Source organism: Amycolatopsis regifaucium (assembly GCF_001613935.1).
In the GTDB taxonomy this organism is placed as follows: Bacteria; Actinomycetota; Actinomycetes; order Mycobacteriales; family Pseudonocardiaceae; genus Amycolatopsis; species Amycolatopsis regifaucium.
On record NZ_LQCI01000003.1, the window covers coordinates 116,478 to 133,829 of the forward strand.

The 17,352-nt window shown below is 68.1% G+C and carries 15 protein-coding genes; 9 read left to right on the forward strand and 6 right to left on the reverse strand.

Annotation, left to right across the window (positions count from 1 at the left end; all coding sequences use genetic code 11):
• Positions 1 to 112 precede the first annotated feature (112 nt).
• The 3 genes from AVL48_RS04320 to mdlC all read left to right on the forward strand — a co-directional run bounded on the left by AVL48_RS04320 (position 113) and on the right by mdlC (position 5,273).
• The gene (locus AVL48_RS04320) at positions 113 to 2,815 is read left to right on the forward strand and encodes a sensor histidine kinase (protein ID WP_177242344.1); all 2,703 of its coding nucleotides are present in this window, start codon (positions 113 to 115) and stop codon (positions 2,813 to 2,815) included.
• Between the two features lie 107 nt (positions 2,816 to 2,922).
• Complete coding sequence (locus AVL48_RS04325; protein WP_061985015.1) at positions 2,923 to 3,600, forward strand: copper homeostasis protein CutC; 678 nt, start codon at positions 2,923 to 2,925, stop codon at positions 3,598 to 3,600.
• 89 nt (positions 3,601 to 3,689) lie between these two features.
• Entirely contained in the window at positions 3,690 to 5,273 is a 1,584-nt protein-coding gene (mdlC, locus tag AVL48_RS04330) for a benzoylformate decarboxylase (RefSeq protein ID WP_061985013.1), read from the forward strand.
• Positions 5,274 to 5,422: 149 nt separating this feature from the next.
• Here the strand turns inward: mdlC and AVL48_RS04335 are convergent, their stop codons facing one another.
• The 5 genes from AVL48_RS04335 to AVL48_RS04355 form a co-directional block, all read right to left on the reverse strand.
• The gene (locus AVL48_RS04335) at positions 5,423 to 6,292 is read right to left on the reverse strand and encodes an ABC transporter ATP-binding protein (protein WP_061985011.1); all 870 of its coding nucleotides are present in this window, start codon (positions 6,290 to 6,292) and stop codon (positions 5,423 to 5,425) included.
• Between the two features lie 21 nt (positions 6,293 to 6,313).
• Complete coding sequence (locus AVL48_RS04340; RefSeq protein ID WP_061985009.1) at positions 6,314 to 7,147, reverse strand: ABC transporter permease; 834 nt, start codon at positions 7,145 to 7,147, stop codon at positions 6,314 to 6,316.
• Entirely contained in the window at positions 7,144 to 7,914 is a 771-nt protein-coding gene (locus tag AVL48_RS04345; RefSeq protein WP_061985007.1) for an ABC transporter permease, read from the reverse strand. Before AVL48_RS04345 ends, AVL48_RS04340 begins: the two co-directional genes overlap by 4 nt.
• Before the next feature lie 8 nt (positions 7,915 to 7,922).
• Entirely contained in the window at positions 7,923 to 8,867 is a 945-nt protein-coding gene (locus AVL48_RS04350) for an ABC transporter substrate-binding protein (RefSeq protein WP_061985005.1), read from the reverse strand.
• A gap of 306 nt (positions 8,868 to 9,173) precedes the next feature.
• The gene (locus AVL48_RS04355; RefSeq protein ID WP_061985004.1) at positions 9,174 to 10,130 is read right to left on the reverse strand and encodes an ABC transporter substrate-binding protein; all 957 of its coding nucleotides are present in this window, start codon (positions 10,128 to 10,130) and stop codon (positions 9,174 to 9,176) included.
• 707 nt (positions 10,131 to 10,837) lie between these two features.
• On the opposite strand from AVL48_RS04355, the gene AVL48_RS04360 reads away from it, so the two are divergent.
• From AVL48_RS04360 to AVL48_RS04375, 4 genes are read left to right on the forward strand one after another with little or no spacing between them, the layout of a single operon-like run.
• Positions 10,838 to 13,954, forward strand: a complete 3,117-nt coding sequence (locus AVL48_RS04360; protein ID WP_061985220.1) for a sensor histidine kinase — start codon at positions 10,838 to 10,840, stop codon at positions 13,952 to 13,954.
• Positions 13,955 to 13,974: 20 nt separating this feature from the next.
• On the forward strand, positions 13,975 to 14,433 hold the full coding sequence (locus AVL48_RS04365) for a roadblock/LC7 domain-containing protein (protein WP_085939650.1): 459 nt from the start codon (positions 13,975 to 13,977) through the stop codon (positions 14,431 to 14,433).
• Positions 14,434 to 14,458: 25 nt separating this feature from the next.
• Entirely contained in the window at positions 14,459 to 15,238 is a 780-nt protein-coding gene (locus AVL48_RS04370) for a DUF742 domain-containing protein (RefSeq protein WP_061985002.1), read from the forward strand.
• Entirely contained in the window at positions 15,219 to 15,827 is a 609-nt protein-coding gene (locus AVL48_RS04375) for a GTP-binding protein (protein WP_061985000.1), read from the forward strand. The genes AVL48_RS04370 and AVL48_RS04375 overlap by 20 nt, the downstream gene beginning before the upstream one ends.
• Here the strand turns inward: AVL48_RS04375 and AVL48_RS38885 are convergent.
• Entirely contained in the window at positions 15,800 to 16,285 is a 486-nt protein-coding gene (locus AVL48_RS38885) for a hypothetical protein (RefSeq protein ID WP_143104893.1), read from the reverse strand. The two genes, AVL48_RS04375 and AVL48_RS38885, sit on opposite strands and share 28 nt — an antisense overlap.
• Here AVL48_RS38885 and AVL48_RS04380 point away from each other — a divergent pair.
• A complete protein-coding gene (locus AVL48_RS04380; RefSeq protein WP_020631857.1) occupies positions 16,276 to 16,698 on the forward strand; it encodes a roadblock/LC7 domain-containing protein in 423 nt (140 codons plus the stop codon). The two genes, AVL48_RS38885 and AVL48_RS04380, sit on opposite strands and share 10 nt — an antisense overlap.
• A 6-nt stretch (positions 16,699 to 16,704) precedes the next feature.
• Positions 16,705 to 17,301 carry a DUF742 domain-containing protein gene (locus AVL48_RS04385; protein ID WP_061984998.1) on the forward strand — a complete coding sequence of 199 codons (597 nt, stop codon included), beginning with the start codon at positions 16,705 to 16,707 and terminating at the stop codon, positions 17,299 to 17,301.
• Positions 17,302 to 17,352 lie beyond the last annotated feature (51 nt).

The window sequence follows — 17,352 nt, forward strand, 5'->3', positions numbered from 1 at the left end:
GGACCGCGCGGCTTTCGATCGTTCTCGAACCTTGTTACTCTACAGTAGGTTCGGGCTCTCGTCCCCGATGTCAGCCATGGGAAAGGGTCCCGTGGTGGGAAAAGGAAACCAGGTGGCCCGTCGCGAAAAGCGTCCCCGTGGGGGCGACGCGGCGGAACGGCATCCCCGTGTCGGAGGACGCTGGCGGCTGCGGAACTGGCACCTGCGTACCAAACTCTTCGTGGTTCTGCTGATTCCCGCGCTCGCGGTGGTCGCCCTCGTCGGGCTCCGGGTCGATTCGGATCTGCGCGATGCCCGGCAGCTGGCCGAATTCGCCACCCGCGGCCGGGTCGACAGCACCGTCGCCGAAGCGGTGCATCAGCTTCAGCGCGAGCGTGACCTCACCGTCCGGTTCGTCGCGGGCGACCGCAAGGGCGACGTCTCCGAACTGACCGAGCAGCGCAAGCGTGTGGACGATGCCATCGGCACGTTCGATCGCACGCTCGGCGAGAGCAAGAGCAGGCTCGGCGACAAGGCCGCGACCAGTCTGCAACTCACCAGCGACCGGCTGCGGGTGCTCACCGGACTGCGGTTTTCCGCGGAACACTCCGCTTTTCCCGCCGACGCGGTCCTGCGCTCCTACAGCGAGCTGATCTCCGGCCTGCTCGACATCAGCGATTCCACCGCCGCCGACGTGTCCGATCCGGACCTCGGGAAGTTGCGCCTCGCGGGTAACGCGCTCGCGCGGATCAAAGACCAGATGTCGGTCAAACGCGCGATCATGGCGGCCGCGCTCGCCCAGGGCGGCCTCAACCGGGACCGGACGCGCGCCTTGCTCGGCGCGGAGGCCGAACTCGCCGCCGCGCGCAACGACTACCGCACTTTCGCCACCCCTGAGCAGCAACGGATGTACGACGACACGGTGATCGGCCTGATCGTCGACATCGGCAACGACATGGTGGAATCGGCGCTCATCCGCGCCGAGAACGACCAAGGGCTCGGCGGCCTGGACCCGAACCAGTGGGACACCGCCGCGACGTACACGGTCAATCTGGCTCACCAGGTGCAGCAGGCGGTGCTCGTCCAGTTGCAGGAACGCACGGACACCCTTGCGGCACAAGCGCGAACGTCCGCGATCTGGGACGGCGGCATCGTGCTCGCGGTGCTCGTCGTCGCCGGGGTGCTCTCGGTGATCATCGCGCGTTCGCTGTTGCGACCGCTGAGGATCCTGCGCCGCAGCGCGCTTCAGGTCGCCGAACATCAGTTGCCCGCGGCCGTCGAAGGCCTGCTCAGCGATCCCGAACCGCAGCCGGAGAACCTGCGGCGACGACTGGCCGTCGCACCGGTCCCGGTGTTCAGCCGCGAGGAACTCGGTCAGGTGGCGCGGGCGTTCGACGCGGTGCACGGCGAGGCCGTCCGGCTCGCCGGGGAACAGGCCATGCTGCGGGAGAACATCAACGCGATGTTCGTGAACCTGTCGCAACGGAGCCAGGATCTCGTCGAGCGGCAGCTTTCCGTGCTGGACCGCATGGAGGCCGACGAACAGGATCCCGACACCCTCGCCGGGCTCTTCGAACTCGACCACCTCGCGACGCGGATGCGGCGCAACAGCGAGAACCTGCTGGTGCTTTCCGGAACCGACGTCGTCCGTGAGGACAGCGGCGCGGTCGTCGCCGACGAGATCATCGGTGCCGCGCTGTCGGAGGTCGAGCACTACCAGCGCATCGAACTCGGTGCGGCACCGCGGATCGCGGTACGCGGCGAGGCCGTCAACGACCTCGTGCACGTGGTCTCCGAACTGCTGGAGAACGCGACCCGCTACTCGGATCAGAGCACGATGGTGCAGGTCGAGGGGCACATCACCGAACGTGGCGAATGGCAGATCGAGATCACCGACCACGGCGCCGGGATGCCGCAAGCGGAGATCGACCGGACCAACGCGCGGCTGGCGAATCCGCCGGACGTCGACGTCGAGGTTTCGCGGCGGATGGGCCTGTTCGTGGTCGCGACGCTGGCCGTCCGGCACCGCATCGACGTCCGGCTGCGGTCGGCCGACGGTGGCGGGATCACCGCGGTGGTCGTCGTTCCCGCCGGGCTCATCGTCGAAGCGCCGCAGCCCGCTCCGATGCCGGAACCACCGCCCGTCGCCGTGGTGCCCGAACCGGAAGCCGAACCACCGCTGGAAGTCCCGCCGCTGCCCGGGCCGGAGGAAAGCGCCGAGGAGTCGCGGTTCGCGCCCGTGCTGGACTCCGGGCCACCGCGGCGCGCGCCCGTCGTCGAACGCGAGAACACGCCGGAGTGGCCGTCGTCGGACGACGACGCGGGCAACCACCTCGAACTGGACTCGCCGACCGATCGGATGCCCAAGTACCAGAGCGTGCTTTCGCAGTGGTTCGACCACGGTGGTCCGCGCGAAGGGCCTTCGCCCGCCGAACCCGGCCCGCCGTCCGTGCCCTCGTTCGAGCCGGTGAAGGCGCCTGAAGAGGGCGCCGCCGTCGATGAACCCGCCCAGGATCCGGACGAGCCGACCGAGCCGACGCTGAAGCCGGTGACACCGAAGGAAAAGGCGCCCGAGCCTGCTCCGGAGCCCGAGCCTGAACCCGCTTGGCCGACGTCCGCCGAGCTGGAGCAGGAGGACGGTGCGGAGGACACCTGGCCGGTGCTGCCCACCGTCGTTCCCGAAGCGCGAACGCGGGACGACAGGCCGGAGAAGCCGCGAGGGGAGAGGCCGATACTCTCACTTTCCCCTGAAGCGGTCCGCGAACGGATGACCAGCCTGCAAGGCGGGTTCCGGCGCGGTCGCCACGCCCGGGGTGAAGACAACCCCTCGGCTTAAGCCCTGTTGGCGGAGCCGAGAGCTATCCGGAAAGTGACCACAAGTGTGAACCCGCCCTGGCCGGAGGCCCCGGGGTTCACCGGAGAACACAGCGAATTGGAAGGTCCATGAGTTCGAAAACCGGCCTGCTGGAAGTGATCGCGCTGACCGCGGCGGACGCGGAGCGCGCACAGGAGGGCGGGGCCGATCGCCTCGAGCTGGTCAGCGACATGGCCAGCGACGGACTTTCGCCGTCGGTCGAGACGCTGCGCGACGTGCTCGCCGCCACCGATCTCCCGGTGCGGGTCATGCTGCGCGACAACCTGTCCTTCGCCGCCGGCGACCTCGACGGGCTGCGCGCGGACACCGCACGGCTGATCGACGCGGGCGCGCGGGAGTTCGTCTTCGGTTTCCTGGACATGGACAGCGAGATCGACGTCGACGCCTGCGAGACGCTGGCCAAGGAGCTCGACGGTCTGCCGTGGACGTTCCACCGGGCCATCGACCGCGCACGGGATCCGTTGCGCGCCTACGACCAGCTGGTCGCGCTCGGCTGTGACACGGTGCTCGCGGCCGGGCATCCGCACGGGGTCGCGCACGGCCTTTCGGTACTGCAGCGGCTCGCCCGCCGGTCGGACGGCCCGCGGCTGCTGGTCGGTGGTGGTCTGCGGGCCCAGCAGGTGCATCTGCTGCGGGCGGGCGGGGTGCGTGAGTTCCACGTCGGCAGCGCGGTCCGGCCGGGCGGCTGGGAGTCCGATGTGGACGTCGTGGCGGTTCGCGAATGGGCGGCGCTGGTCAAGGACTGAACCGTGTGCACGCCGTCAGGTCCAGACCACATACGGTTACTTGAGGTTGCATCTTCAACTAATGGGATCGGACCGGCTAGCGTGGGGGCATGGCTATCCGCACCGTACGTGACGCGACCAGGGAACTGTTGCGTGAACTGGGCCTGACCACGGTCTTCGGCAATCCGGGGACGACAGAGATCGCCTTCCTCACGGATTGGCCGGACGACTTCACCTACGTCCTCGCGCTCCATGAGGCGTCCGTCGTCGCGATGGCCGACGGATACGCGCGCGCGTCACGACGACCGGTGCTGGTGAACCTGCATTCCGCGGGCGGGGTCGGCCACGCGCTGGGGCACGTCTTCACCGCCTACCGCAACAACGCCCCGCTGATCATCGTGGCGGGCCAGCAGACCCGGTCACTGCTGCCGGACGAACCGTTCCTCGGCGCCGTCGAGGCGACGAACTTCCCCAAGCCGTACGTCAAGTGGAGCTGCGAACCGGCCAGCGCCGAGGACGTCCCGGCGGCGCTGGCGCGGGCGTATCACCTGGCGACCCAGGCACCCATGGGTCCGGTGTTCGTCTCGGTGCCTGTCGACGACTGGGACGTCGAGACCACGAAGCCGATCATCTCGCGGCCGCGGATCCCCGGCTTCGCACCCGATCCGTCCGCTTTGGACGAACTGGTGTCCGCATTGGACGCCGCCGGGCGGCCGGCGATCGTGGTCGGCGCGGGTGTCGACGACGACGCCGCCGTACCGGACGTCGTCGAACTGGCCGAGAAGGTGGGCGCCGGGGTCTGGGCGTCGCCGATGGCCGCGCGCTGCTCCTTCCCTGAGGATCACCCGCAGTTCTTCGGTTTCCTGCAGCCGGAACGGAAAGCGGTCGCGAGCGCGCTGACCGAGCACGACCTCGTGGTCGTCATCGGCGCCCCGGCGTTCACCTATCACGTATACCGGGGCGAGTCGGAGATTTCGCTGCCGCCGCTGTTCCTGGTCAGCGACGACGATCAGATCCTGGCCAGGGCCGCGGTGGGCAACGGAATCCGCTCGACACCGAAGCTCGCGATCCGCGCGCTGCTGGACCGCGCCGCGCCGCGGGAAGCGCCGAAACCCCGTACCCGGCTGGAAAAGCCCGCCGCGGCCACGCCGATCGCGCCGGACTTCGCCTACGCCACGATCGCGGAAGTCCTGCCGGACAACGCGCTCGTCGTCGAAGAGACGCCGAGCCACCGCAACGAACTGCACGACCACCTGCCGATCACGGCCACCGACACGGGCTTCCTCACCGTCGCCAGCGGCACCCTGGGCTACGGTCTCCCGGCCGCGGTCGGCGCGGCGCTGGCCCGGCCGGACCGCAAGGTCGTCGCCATCCTCGGCGACGGGTCGAGCATGTACTGCGTCCAGGCACTGTGGACGGCGGCGCAGCACCACCTGCCGATCACGTTCGTGATCTTCGACAATTCGCAGTACGCCGCCGTGCGCATCCTCGGCGAGGCGGCAGGCGGGGAGAAGGTGCCGGGCGTCGACCTCGGCGGCATCGATTTCCCCGCGCTGGCGAAGAGCCTGGGCCTGCGGTCGTCGGTCGTCGAGCGCGCCGAGGACCTCAAGCCCACGCTGGAGGCCGCGCTGCCGGACGAGCGGCCGCATCTGGTGCACGTCCGCATCGACGCGAACCCGCGCAAGCTGTACTGACCCCCTCAAGCGCCATGAAGGACGCTTTCATTGCAAAATTTGCCATGAAAGCGTCCTTCATGGCAGCCGACAGGGCGAACACGTCGTGAAGGCCTCCTTCCCTACGCTCAAGGTAGGGAAGGAGGCCTTCACGGACTTCCGGGAACGCCTCAGCTCTTCGTGCGAGCCTCAGCCTCGGCCGAGTCGGCAGCGGCGTCCTGCTGCGCCAGTTCGTACTCGGCGGCGTCGGCCGCGGCCGTGACCGCCTCGGGAGCGCCACCGTGCAGCAGCCGCGCCACCTCACCGCGCAGGGTCACGAACTCGGCGGACTCGCGGGTGGTGATCTGGTTCCGCTCCGCGGGCAGCCCCACCGGCAGGTCCGCGACGATCGTGGCGGGCGACTTCGACAGCACCAGCACCCGGTCCGACAGGTAGACGCTCTCGTCGATGTCGTGCGTGACCACGAGAACCGTGCTCCCGTTCTCGCGCTGCACACGCCGGGTCAGGTCTTCGAGTTCGAACCGCGTCTGCGCGTCGACCGACGCGAACGGCTCGTCCATCAGCAGCAGGGCGGGCCGGCTCGCGAGTGCCCGGGCGATCGACACGCGCTGCTGCATACCGCCCGAGAGCTGCCACGGGAACTTCGAGCCGACGCCGGACAGGCCGACCGACTCCAGTGCCTCCTGCGCCCGCGTACGCCGCTCCGAGCGGCTCAAGTTACGCCACCGCAAGGGGAACTCGACGTTCTTCGCGACCGACAGCCAGGGGAACAGCGAGCGGCTGTAGTCCTGGAACACCACGGCCAGATCCTCCGGCACACCGGAGACGTCGTCGCCGTGCAGGCTGACCCGGCCGGACGTCGGCTTGACCAGCCCGGCGATGCAGCGCAGCAGCGTCGATTTGCCGCAGCCCGACGGGCCCACGATGCTCGCGAGCTGACCGGTTTCCACGGTGAAAGACAGGTCGTTGACCGCGACGTGCGCCTTTTCTCCCGCGCCGTACCGGTGGTTCAGCCCGGAGACTTCGAGCATGGTTGACATCTTGCTGACCCTTCGAAAGAGCTAGATACGGCCGTTGCGGGTGGGCTGCCAGCGAAGCACTCTCTGCTCCACCGCGAGGAAGGCCGCGTTGAACCCGAAGCCGAGCAGTCCCAGCAGGACCAGCCACGACCACATGAGCGGGAAGTCGAACGCCTGCTGGGCGTCCATCAGTGACCGGCCGATGCCGTTGTAGGAGCCGACCAGTTCCGAGATCACCATCAGCAGCAGGGAAATGGACAGGCTCAGCCGCAGACCCGCGAAGATCTTCGGCCCGGCGGCCGGCAGGACGACCGAGCGCACCCAGTACGACCGAGGGGTCCGGAACGACTTCGCGGTGTCGACCTTCACCTGGTCGACCGACCGCACGCCGTCCACGGTGTTGAGCAGCACCGGCCAGATCGCGCCGAAGATGATCGACCCGGTCTGCATCCCCGGCCCGAGTCCGAAAAGGACGATGAACACCGGGATCAACGCGGGCGGCGGCACCGAGCGGAAGAAGGCGAAAAGCGGGCCGACGTAGTCCATCCCGGTCTTGGAACGTCCTAACGCGACACCCAGTGCGACGCCGACGACGCCCGCGAGCAACCAGCCGCCGAGCGTCCGGCCGAGACTGGGCAGGACGTTGTCGAACACGGTGTCGGTCAGGAACAGCCGGGACGCCGGACCGCTGAACCACAGCTTCACCGAGGTGGCCACGATTTCGGACGGTGGCGGGAAGAACGGGCTCTCCGCGAGCCGGGTCGACAGCTCCCAGATCCCGAGCAGGGCGAAGAACAGCAGCCAGTTGCGGACCAGGATGCCGATGCCCCGGCCCACGCGCCTGCCGACGCGGCTGGACAGCGTGAGGGTCGTCACGAGACAGCCTCCCGATCGACCGTGCTCCAGCGGAAGACCCGCCTGCCGATCATTTCCAGCCCGCCGTTGATGAGGAAGCCGAGTACGCCGACCACCACGGTGCCGGCGAGCACGAGGTCGAACCTGGTCGAACCGGTACTGGCCTGCATGATGAAGTTGCCGATGCCGAGTTTGGCGCCCGCCAGGAACTCGGTGCTGACCACCGCGATCAGCGCGATGTTGGCGGACAGCCGGACACCGGTGAACACGAACGGCGCGGTATGCGGCAGCGCCACCGACGTCATTGTCCGGAACTTACCGGTACCGCAGGCTTTCGCGGTCTCCATCAGCACGGGGTCGATCTCGCCGAGCGCGTAGATCGTGTTGAACATGATCGGCCACAGCGAGGCGTACACGGCGAGCGTGATCTTCGCTTCGGGGCCGCCGCCGATCAGGAGGAGCACCAGCGGGATCAGCGCGACGGCGGGGATCGGCCGCAGGAACTCGATGATCACCGCGGTCGCGGTGCGCAGCCCGGGGACGCTGCCCAGCAGCAGCCCGGCGGGTACGGCGACGGCGACCGCGATGAGCAGGGCGATCGCCCACGCGAGGAACGTGGCGACCAGGTCGCGGATGAACTGCACCTCGCCGAACTGTTCGAAGATCGTCACGAGGACGACGGACGGCGGGGGGAGGAACTCTTTACGGACCAGGCCGGCCTGGACGATCACTTCCCAGATGAGGAAGAAACCGGCCAGACCGGCCAGGGCACGGAGAAGTCGTGGCACCTTTACCTTTATCCAGCTTGAGGGGCGAGCATCGGAGCGGCGTCGAGCTTGGCGGTGATCACGCCGGTCTGCAGCAGCAGGTCCGGCACGCGCTGCAGGCGACGGGGGTCCAGCGTGGCCCCGAACGTCGGCAGCGTGAGCAGGGACGCGGTTTCCGCGTCGACCTTGGCGTACTTGACGATCAGCGGCTCGATCTTGGAACGGTCGGCCGAATCACGCACGGCCTTGGCCAGCGCGCGCTGGAACGCCGCGAGGGTCTTCGGGTTCTTGTCCACGAAGGAGCCGAGGGCGCCGAAGCCCGCCAGGGGGAAGTCCTGGGTGGCCCCGGTCGCGATGTCGACGACCGGGGTCGCGCCGACGACCTTGGAGGCCTGGGTCAGGAACGGTTCGGGCAGGTAGCCCGCGTCGACCTGGCCCGCTCCGAGCGCGGCGGCGATGTTGGGCAGTGCCATCGGCACCCACTGGACCTTGCTGGTGTCGACGCCGTGGTCCTTCATCACCGACATGGTGAGCAGATGGGAGGCGGTGTTCTTGTCGGTGATCGCGATCTTCTTGCCCGCCAGGTCGTTGATCGTCTTGACCGGCGAGTTCGGGACGGTGACCACCGCGTTGCTTTTCGGGCTGGCCGACACGGAGTCGGCGACGAGCCGGATGTCGGCCGCGCCCTTGCTCTTCGCGACGAAGAACGGCATGTAGGTGGAGAAGGCGATGTCGACCTCGCCACCGATCATCTTGGTCATCGCCTGCTGGCCACTGGGCGCGTCGACCGCTTCGACCTCGAGACCCTCGGCCTTGAAGTAGCCGCCTTCCTGCGCCAGCCGCAGCGGCGCGAGGTCGACGACCGGCAGCAGGGCCACCTTGATCTTCGGCTTCTCCAGTGCGCCGTCGCCACCGGACGCTTTGGACGAATCATCGCCCCCGAGGGCACCGCAAGCGCCCAACGTGGCCAGCATGAGCGCGCTCAGGGCGACACCGATGGCACCCCGTCCTCCGCGTGCACCACTTCTGCTCATGGCGTTTCGAAACAAAGCCAGCTCCTCGGAAACAATGAATCACCGTTTGGGTTTTCATCCGTGTCTTGGCTTCGTTTCGCCAGGCACGCGGTCACCTTAGAGATTTGCCCACCCGCTCACAATGGGTGCCGTGAGCGGGTGATCATTTTAGGCCATTCGCCCTATTGCGTGATCACCCGCTTGGACATCGCTACTTTTAGTGATCGAATTCCGGGTGAAACGACAATTCGGAGTAACCGCGTGTCATCAACTGGTGGTCTGCGGCGCGATCATCGGCCCGACGTCGATCTTGGTCTGGATCGCGCCCATCTGCAGCAGCAGGTCCGGGACCCGCTGGATACGGCGGGGGTCCAAGGTGGACTGGAAGGTCAGCAGCGTGGTCAGCGCGGCGGTGTCCTGGTCGATCTTGGCGTACTTGACCAGCAGCGGCTCGATCTTCGAGCGGTCCGCCGCGTCGCGAGTGGCCTTCTGCATCGCGCGCTGGAAGGCGGCCACGGTCTTCGGGTTCTCCGACACGAACTTGCCGAGTGAGCCGTAGCCCGCGGTGGGGAAGTCCTGGGTGGCGCCGGTGGCGGTGTCCACCACCGGGACGGTGCCCGCCTGCTTCGCGGTCTGGGTGATGAACGGCTCGGTCAGGAAGCCGGCATCGATGTCACCGTTCTTGAGCGCGGTCCCGATGTTCGGCAGCGGGATCGGCACCCACTGGACCTTGCTGGCGTCGACGCCGTGGTCCTTCATGACCGATTTGGACAGCGTGTCGGACACGGTGTTCGGCGCGGTGATGCCGATCTTCTTGCCCGCCAGGTCGCTGACGCTCTTCACCGACGACGTCGGCAGCGTGACCAGCATCGTGCTCTTCGGACCCGCGGAAGAAGCGTCCGCGACCAGCTTGATGTCGGCGGTGCCCTTGCTCGCCGCGATGAAGAACGGCGTGTAGCTCGCGTACGCGATGTCGACCTCGCCGCCGATCAGCTTGGTCAGCGAGACCTGCCCCGTCGCGGCTTCGACGGCCTCCACATCGAGACCCTCGTTCTTGAAGTACCCGCCGTCCTGGGCGAGGCGCAGCGGGGCCAGGTCGATGGTCGACATCACGGCGACCTTGATCTTCGACTTCTCGAGGTTCCCCGAACCGCCGGAAGAGGAGGAATCGTCCCCACCGAGCAGGCCACAGCCGCTGATCGATACCGAAATGACGGCCGCCATCGCGAAGGCGAGTGTTCCACGCCTACCCCGGCTGACGCTCAAGGCGTTCTTCGAGCTTGCAGACCCAAGCAAGTGATGCTCCTGATCAAGGGAGGGACACGTGATGACGTGGCCAGATGCGGAATTCGGAAGGGACTCTTTGTCGAGTCACGGGCCCACTGTAGAGAACGGACACAGCGCTCACAATGGGTGGTCATCCGATGATCCCAAGTGGTAACGATCACCCGAACAGGTTCTTTGTCAGAAGTGAACACAACTGGGCGTGTTCGCTCAGTGGATCCTTTGCCAACTGAGTGGCTTTAGGTCAAGACCCGTACGGTGCTTCTCGCCGGTCTTGTCCGAAGGGTTACATCTGGGCCTGCCGTTCGCTACCCTCATGCACCGGTAGTGAGGTGTGGACCACTGATGTAGTGAAAGAGAGTGCCTTGGATGGCCGAACGCTCTGGACCTTTCCCGAGGTGCAAGGCACTCTGTGTCGAACACGGTGAACACGACCGTGCTTCACTGGTGCGTAGTCGCGCACTGGCGGGTTAGGCCGAAAAGACCAATGACGCCAGGCGGGATTTCGGCCAAGTGCACCTGACAGACTGCGTCAAAGACGACCCCCTCATTCGGAGGAACGAGCATCCCTGCCGGGCGGCAGGAGTGTGCGGGTAGTGGTTTCCGACAACCGACGCAGACAGCAGAACGGCCAGTTCGAGAACGGCATGTCCAAAATGGGCTTTCCCGGCCCGGATGAAGATGATGGTGGTGCGGCGGTGCCGAACGAAGACACCGCGGGGGTGGGAGGGGCCCCTGCGCGGGATACCGGAGACGGTCCTGGCGGGAAGGCCGGGTCGTTCCTGGGCCTGCGTAACTGGCGTCTGCGATCCAAGCTCGCGGCCGTCCTGATCATTCCGACGCTGACCGCGCTCGCGCTCGGCACGCTGCGCGTGATCGACGACAGCGGCGAGGCCACCCGGTTCCAGGACACGGCCGATCAGGTCGCGTTCGCCGACAAGATCACCCTCGTGGTGCACGAGCTGCAGAGCGAACGCGCGCTCGCCGTCGCCAAGATCGCCTCCGGCGAACCGTCGCGCCAGGCCGGTCTCGACGCGCAGATCGCCAAGGTCGACCGCGCCGTCGACGACCTGCGGGCTTCGGCGAACCAGATCAACCCGGACGATCAGGACACCAGGGATCGTTACGCGCGTGGTCTGCAGCGGCTCGACGCCCTGCGCCCGCTGCGCGGCGCGATGAGCACCTCGCTGCTGGGCGACACTCCGATCCTCATCGCCTACTCCGGCATCCTCGACTCGCTGGTCCAGCTCGGCCGTGAGGTGACCACCGCGGTGGCCAACCGCGACGTGCTCCGGCTCGGCACCACGGTGCAGGCCATCAGTGAGAGCAAGGAGTACATCGCCCGCGGTGACGCGGCGCTGCTGATCGCCTCCTTCCGCTCCGCGTTCCCCGGCGACCTGTTCGACCAGGCCCGTTCGGCGGTGGCCAGTGGTGACGCCTCGACCGCGGCCTTCCTCGCGAACGCCAGCCCCGAGCAGCGGCAGCTCTACTCGGACACCTTCTCCGGTCCCGAGGTCGACGACCGGCGCCGGATCACCACGATGGCGTTCGCGCTGCACCAGCAGAACGAGCCGCCCGCCATCGACAACGTGGCGCTCGGCAACGACAGTCGCGTCGCGCTCGACAAACTGCGCGCGGTCGAGACCAATCTGCTCGGCCAGCTGCGGGCACAGGCCGACGACCTGGCCTCCTCGGCGATCAACTCGGCCTGGATCGGCGGTGCGATCGTGCTGCTGGCCTTGATCGCGGCGCTCGCCCTGATGCTCGTCATCGCCCGCCTGATGCTGCGCCCGCTGCGGATCCTGCGGAAGACCGCGCTCGACGTCGCCTACACCCGATTGCCGGAAACCGTGCAAGCGATCCTGGACGACCCGGACCCGGTCAACGCCTCGAAGCGGTCGGTCGAACCGGTGCCGGTCACTTCGCGTGACGAGATCGGTGAAGTGGCGCGTTCGTTCGACGTCGTCCACGCGCAGGCCGTCAAGATGGCCGCCGAGCAGGCCCTCCTGCGCGAGAATGTCAACGGCATCTTCGTGAACCTGTCCCGCCGGTCGCAGCGCCTGGTGGAACGCCAGCTCGGCGTGATCGACCGGCTCGAAGCCGACGAGCAGGACCCGGACCACTTGGCCAGCCTGTTCGAACTCGACCACCTCGCCACGCGGCTGCGCCGCAACGGTGAAAGCCTCCTGGTGCTCTCGGGCGCCGGTCTCGCGAAGTCGGTGCCCAAGCCGGTGCCCGCCGCCGACGTCATCGGCGCCGCGGTTTCGGAGATCGAGCAGTACGCCCGGATCGAGATCGGCATCGTCCCCGACGTCGCCGTCCAGGGCCTGACGATCCACGACCTCGTGCACGTGCTCGCGGAACTGCTGGACAACGCCACCTACTTCTCCGAGCCGGAGACGAAGGTGACCGTCCGCGCGGTGATCACCCGCAAGAAGGCGCTCGCCATCCAGGTCACCGACCACGGTGTCGGCATGACCGAGGAGCGGCTCGCCGAGGTCAACCAGCGCCTCGCCGACCCGCCGGACCTGGACGTCTCGGTGACCAGGCGGATGGGCCTGTACGTGGTCGCGCGCCTGGCGCGCCGCCACGGCATCGAGGTCCGGCTCCGGGAGAACGAGGACATCGAAGGCGGCGTGATCGCGCGGGTCGTCGTGCCCGCCGAGCTGCTCACGCAGATGCGGCCCGGCTCCTCGCGGAACACCCCGCCGCCGTCGAACCGCTCGGAAACTTCGATGCCGTCGATGTCGGAGATGTCGACCTCGCTGCCCAGCATCCCGGCGTCCGACCGTGGTCTGGAGATGACTCCGCCACCGCCGTCGAAGCCGCCGGTCCACCAGCCGGTCGCGCAGCAGGGCGGGCTCGTCCCGCTCGACCAGCCGATCAGCCTCGACGACCTGGTCGCGGGCAAGAACGCGGCCGGACCGTTCCTCAGCCCCGCGATCCCCGCCGAGGACACCCCGGCGTGGCCGACGGCCGAGGACATTTCGCCGGCGAACGGCGACGGGGCCTCCAGTGGTACGGAGACCCAGTTCGCGTCGCTCGTGCTGCCCAAGCGGGAGCCGAGGTACGTGCCGGTGAACCCGGTCGAGTCGCCGCGGCAGCCGGAGGACCCTCCGGATTCGGGCAAGTCGGCGCTGGAGGACGACGTCCCCACCAGGCGGCTCCCGATCTACCAGTCGGTGCTCTCGCGCTGGTTCAGCGAAGGCGACGAAGCCGGGGAACCCGCGGGCTCGTCCCACGCCGAAGGCACCGAGACCGCCGAATCGGACGTGCCCGAGCAGGGCCGCCACGGCACCGACGAGGCCGCCGAGCCCGCCGCGGAGGCCGCCGGAGAGGCATTGCCCACTCGGACCCCGCAGAGTGTTCCGCCGGAGACGGTGCTCCAGGACAATGGCTGGCGGAGCGCGTCCGACGACGGCTGGCAGGCGGCGCAGGTCCTGTACGAAGACCGGAACGAGGAGATCACCCCGGCGGGCTTGCCGAAACGGGTGCCGAATCAGTACCTCGTCCCCGGCTCGATCGGCGGGGACGAGCCGAAGAAGGAAGACTCGTTCGCCGACAAGACCTCCGGAATGCCGGGAACGGGTGCGATCGCCCGCTCGGCGACGGCGGCCAGGAGCCGGATGGCAAGCTTCCAGAAGGGCTACACGTCGGGACGGCACGCGTTGAAGGAACGCCCGCTCGATGCGCTGGATGACAACGGCGTTCCGGTGACTGGCAGGGGTGCGGGTTCCCCTGCCGATGACAGCAGTAAGGAGTGAAAGTGACACGGGCGGGTGCGATGCAGCCGGGGGGACCGGCGCAGCCTGGCGGCCAGGCGCAGGGTAAAGGACACACGAGCAGCTTTGCCTGGCTGATCACGGATTTCGTGCACCGGGTCCCGGGCGCGGCGCATGCCGTGGTGGTGTCGGCGGACGGTTTGCTGCTGGCTTCTTCGAAGGGACTTCCCAAGGACAGGGCCGATCAACTCGCCGCTGTCGCGTCGGGGCTCACCAGCCTCGCGCGTGGCGCGGCCAAGGTGTTCGAAGGCGGCACGGTCGCGCAGACGGTGGTCGAGATGGCCAACGGCTTCCTCTTCCTGATGTCGGTGTCCGACGGTTCGTGTCTGGCGGTCCTCGGATCGCCGGAGAGTGACATCGGCCTGGTCGTCTACGAGATGACCCTGTTGGTGGAACGCGTGGGGCAACAGCTGACACCGGAGATGCGCGCGCAGCTGCAGGGCGCGTCGGTCCGCCGCTGAGCGACCGGGAACCGAGGAGAATGCCGTGGACGACGGGCGCTTGAGGGGCGATGGCCGGCTCGGTGACGACTTCTCCGGCGGGTGGTCGGAACGAGACGACGGCCGGGAGGACTGGACGTCCTTCCGGGACCGGGTCGATCGCGAATGGCGATCGCGGCGGGCACAGGGGTCGGACGAGGACCCCGTGTCCCCGGAGGAGGCCTCCCGCTGGCTGACCGATTCGAACGCGGGAGCCGGACCCGCCGATTTCAGTGTCACGGACTACCGGGAACGCCTGCTGGGCGGGCCCGGGGCCGAACTGTTCGGTGGTGGCAGCGGTCCGCTGTACGACTCGGGCGAGTTCGCCAAGTTCTCCTTCGACAAGGAGGAGGAGCGCCGGGCGGCGGCCGCCGACCCGCTTTCCGCGGCCTTGCCGCAGCAAGCGCAGAACGAGTACGTCGACGAGCCGTACACCACCGACGTCGAATCCTCCGGCCTGGTCCGGCCGTACTTCCGCACGCGGGGACGGACCAAGCCGACGTACGACCTTGCCATCGAGGCGTTGATCTCGACCAGTGAACAGGGACGCGTGCTCGACCGGGTGCGCGTACCCGAACACCGGTCGATCTGCGACCTTTGCCTGGACACCCGGTCCGTCGCCGAAGTCGCGGCGCTGTTGCGCCTGCCGCTCGGCGTGGTCCGGGTGCTGATCGGAGACGTGGCCGGCCTCGGCCTGGTCCTGGTGCACACCGCCAGCCAGAACGTGGGTGACCGGCCCAGTATCGAGTTCATGGAGAGGGTGCTCAGTGGGCTTCGGAGAATTTGACTCCGACGCGAATGCGCCGCAGGTGGCCGGGCCGACTTCGTCGGCCAAGATCGTGGTCGCTGGCGGATTCGGATCGGGGAAGACCACACTGGTCGGGGCGGTTTCGGAGATCGATCCGCTGACCACCGAGGCCATGATGACCGAGGCCAGTACCGGCGTCGACGACAATTCGGCCACCCCGAACAAGTCGACGACGACCGTGGCCATGGACTTCGGCCGGATTTCGCTGGACTCGGATCTGGTGCTGTACGTGTTCGGTACGCCGGGCCAGCACCGGTTCTGGTTCATGTGGGACGACCTGGCGGTCGGTGCCATCGGCGCCGTCGTGCTGGTCGACACGCGGAGGCTCGCCGACGCGTTCCCGTCGATCGACTTCTTCGAGAACCGGAAGCTGCCGTACGTCGTGGCGATCAACTGCTTCGACCGGCTGCTGCACCACCAGATCGAAGACGTCCGGCACGCGCTGACGATCTCGCCGTCCGTGCCGATCATGGCCTGTGACGCTCGGGAACGTGAGTCCGCCAAGCAGGTGTTGATCTCGGTCGTGCAGCACGCCATCGCTTACGATTCGGCGTTGCGCGCCGGATAGGCGGGACGAACAAGAGTGCGTGCGGGGTAGAAAACAGACGAAAGCCCGGAGCGGATGCGGCCGTTGGAGTGAACTCCGCAGGCTTCACCCGCTTCGGGGATCGACGCCACCCGCCGGATAGAACCCGGGGCGATCCCTCCGGCCGATCCGTTGGTGGCGCCACCCGGACGGGTGATGTGGACGTCGCTGACCTGCGTGGACACCGATTCACGCCCGGTCGCGCGACGCCACCACAGGGTGACCCACGAATGCGTGGTCGGCGATAGGTCGACGCGGTGAGCTGTCGGACGTATACGGTCGGTGAACGCCTGCGGCCGGGTGGCGGGCTCGACACGATCGACGGGACGAATACGCTGGGTGGAGGCGTCTTTCGACTTGTCGGTGCTGGTCAGCGAGAGACGTCCGGACCACGCCGCCCAGGTGGTCTTGACGCAGCGAGGAGGGACTTGTGACGGCATCCGGGCAGCAGCAGAGCTCGTTCGGCTGGCTCATCACGGATTTCGCGCGCCGGGTCCCCGGTGCCGCGCACGCCGTGCTGGTCTCCGCGGACGGCCTTCTCCTCGCGCCGTCGGAAGGGCTGCCGCAGGAGCGGGCCGAACAGCTGTCCGCGGTCGCCTCCGGATTGATCAGCCTCACCGCCGGTGCGGCACGCTGCTTCGACGCGGGCGGGGTCAACCAGACCGTCGTCGAGATGGAACGCGGGTACCTCTTCCTCATGTCGGTCGCCGACGGATCGTCGCTCGCCGTACTGGCCGCGCCGACCTGCGACATCGGCACCGTGGCCTACGAGATGACCCTCCTCGTCGAGCGGGTCGGCCAGCAGATCACCCCCGAGCTGCGGGCGCAGCTGCAGGGCGGCGTCCGTGGGTAGCCGCCGATGAAGATCACCGGCTTCACCGAACCGGAACCGTCCGGCTGGGACTCCCTTTACCAAGGCGCCGAGCGCGAGGCCTTCGACTCCCCGAGCCGGTTCGAGCTGAGCTCGATCAGCACGGTCATGCCGCGACGTCCGCCCGCGCCGCCGGAACCGGTCTCCACGGCCCCTTCGCCGATCCGCCAGTCGTCGCCGCGTCCTGCGGCCACAGGCGGCGGTGCGCATTCCGGCAGCGCGCCCGCTTCGGTGTACCTGCCGTCCTCTGGCTCTCGTGTCCGGCCCTACACGCGCACCGGCGGGCGCACCCGCACCGCGCACGACCTCGCGCTGGAGGCGCTGGTCTCGACCAGCGACGACGGTCGCCGGTATCGCGGCGTGCGGACCCCCGAGCACCGGCAGATCTGCGACATCTGCCTGGACACCCGCTCGATCGCGGAGATCGCCGCGCATCTGCGGCTGCCGCTGGGCGTGGTGAAGGTTCTCGTCGGAGACATGGCGGACGCGGGGCTGGTGCTGATCCACCAGACCGAGCTGATCCTCGGTGACTCGTCTTCGCGCGCTTTCATGGAACGCGTCCTTCAAGGCCTTCGCACCCTCTGACCCGCTCTGCCCGCATTTCGTCCTCTAAACGCGGTCTTTGCGTGTGCAACT

Excerpts from the sequence above, each read along its gene's own strand:
- AVL48_RS04360 (WP_061985220.1), top strand. The coding sequence starts at position 10,838 with ATGTCCAAAATGGGCTTTCCCGGCCCGGATGAAGATGATGGTGGTGCG.
- AVL48_RS38885 (WP_143104893.1), bottom strand. The coding sequence starts at position 16,285 with ATGCCGTCACAAGTCCCTCCTCGCTGCGTCAAGACCACCTGGGCGGCG.
- AVL48_RS04325 (WP_061985015.1), top strand. The coding sequence starts at position 2,923 with ATGAGTTCGAAAACCGGCCTGCTGGAAGTGATCGCGCTGACCGCGGCG.
- AVL48_RS04355 (WP_061985004.1), bottom strand. The coding sequence starts at position 10,130 with ATGGCGGCCGTCATTTCGGTATCGATCAGCGGCTGTGGCCTGCTCGGT.
- AVL48_RS04350 (WP_061985005.1), bottom strand. The coding sequence starts at position 8,867 with ATGCTGGCCACGTTGGGCGCTTGCGGTGCCCTCGGGGGCGATGATTCG.
- AVL48_RS04365 (WP_085939650.1), top strand. The coding sequence starts at position 13,975 with ATGCAGCCGGGGGGACCGGCGCAGCCTGGCGGCCAGGCGCAGGGTAAA.
- AVL48_RS04335 (WP_061985011.1), bottom strand. The coding sequence starts at position 6,292 with ATGTCAACCATGCTCGAAGTCTCCGGGCTGAACCACCGGTACGGCGCG.
- mdlC (WP_061985013.1), top strand. The coding sequence starts at position 3,690 with ATGGCTATCCGCACCGTACGTGACGCGACCAGGGAACTGTTGCGTGAA.
- AVL48_RS04385 (WP_061984998.1), top strand. The coding sequence starts at position 16,705 with ATGAAGATCACCGGCTTCACCGAACCGGAACCGTCCGGCTGGGACTCC.